The sequence below is a fragment of the Oleiphilus sp. HI0066 genome, assembly GCF_001635725.1.
In genome coordinates this window covers 1-1,427 of the sequence record NZ_LWFH01001527.1, presented here as the reverse complement: position 1 = coordinate 1,427, position 1,427 = coordinate 1, and the positions used below count along the sequence as shown (strand labels likewise).

Annotated in this window: 2 protein-coding genes; both read left to right on the top strand. The window is 46.2% G+C overall.

All coding sequences use genetic code 11. The annotated features are described in order from the left end of the window. Window positions 1-680: ribosome small subunit-dependent GTPase A (gene rsgA, locus A3738_RS23780; protein ID WP_068763904.1), on the top strand; the 680-nt coding region annotated here is incomplete at its 5' end. A 9-nt stretch (window positions 681-689) separates the two neighbouring features. Next, window positions 690-1,427: HDOD domain-containing protein (locus A3738_RS23775; protein ID WP_156504460.1), on the top strand; the 738-nt coding region annotated here is incomplete at its 3' end.

Genomic DNA, 1,427 nt, shown 5'->3' with positions numbered 1-1,427 from the left:
AGCCAGTCGCATCGAATATTGATCGCATACTCATTGTCGTTGCGCTTGAACCAACACCTTTCGCCAACCTCATTGACCGCTATCTTGTGGCCGCCGAAACAACGGGCATTGAGCCAGCCATTCTGTTCAACAAGAGTGATTTGATTACCGATGATAATCGGGACTTTATTCACGGCTTGATGGATACATACAAAGCGCTCGGCTATGAAGTATTGCTCACCTCAGCAAATGACGAACAAGACTGTAGTGAAACACTCTTAAGCTGGCTATCGAATCACACAAGTGTGTTTGTAGGGCAATCTGGTGTTGGTAAGTCTTCACTTATTCGCACCATTCTCGGTGATCAATCTATTCGCGTTGGTGAACTCTCAGAAAACACACGAAAAGGCACCCACACCACTACGACCGCTAAATTATTTCACCTCCCACAAGGTGGCCGTTTAGTGGATTCACCAGGAATTCGAGAGTTTGGACTCTGGCACATCACAGAGGCTGAACTACTTGAAGGCTTCACAGAGTTCAGGCCCTTCATTGGTTATTGTAAATTCCGCGACTGCAAACACGAGCAAGAACCTGGATGCGCAATTCAACAAGCGTTAGAAGAAGGTAAAATTTCAGAAACCAGAATGCAGAGTTATCGCCATATCTTGTCTACACTAGACGACATAGAAACACATTGATGATGATGAATGGCCGAAACAAAAAGTTATCCGCAAGATCTACAATCATGGGTGGAGTACTTACTTAAACGTAAACTACCCTCTGCCTTGAGTCTGGCGCCGAAGGCCGTTTTGCTGATGGAAAACGAAGCGCCGAGTTATTTGAAGTTAGCTCAAATACTCGCCCCAGACCCTGTTGTGTCACTCGCAATCATGCGCAAGGCCAACGACAATCCTCGTCCAGAAAGCGTATTCAGTAAAACTCTTGATCACGCTATGAGCATGCTAGGCCACCAGCAAGTCAAAGAGCTACTCGTTGCCATCAAAAAACTCGACATCAAATATGGTTATCGCGCTTACTACCAAACTCTCGGAGCAAGCTTAACCAAAGCCTATCTCGCACAACGATTCGCAAAGGCAAAAGGATCAGCAAAATCCTTAGATATCTTCTGGGGGAGTTTATTTTCCGACGCACCCATGTGGTACATGTGGTGTTATGCCACACCATTAATGCGAGAGATCAGTCGAGCCAGCATACCAAAGAGAAAAGCGCTTGAACTAGATTTATTGGGCTGTTCACTCAAAGACATTCAATTAGAACTCTTAACGGCACTGAACGCTCCAGATCTCGCTCTAAAAACGCAACAAACGCAACACTGTTTGTCCTTGCGAGACTGGGCGCAATTATCACGCTTTGGCCAAGCTTCAGCACCGACTAGCGCCTCACAATCAGTGGCTCAAGCAAATCCTGCTGAGCCTATCGAGCTT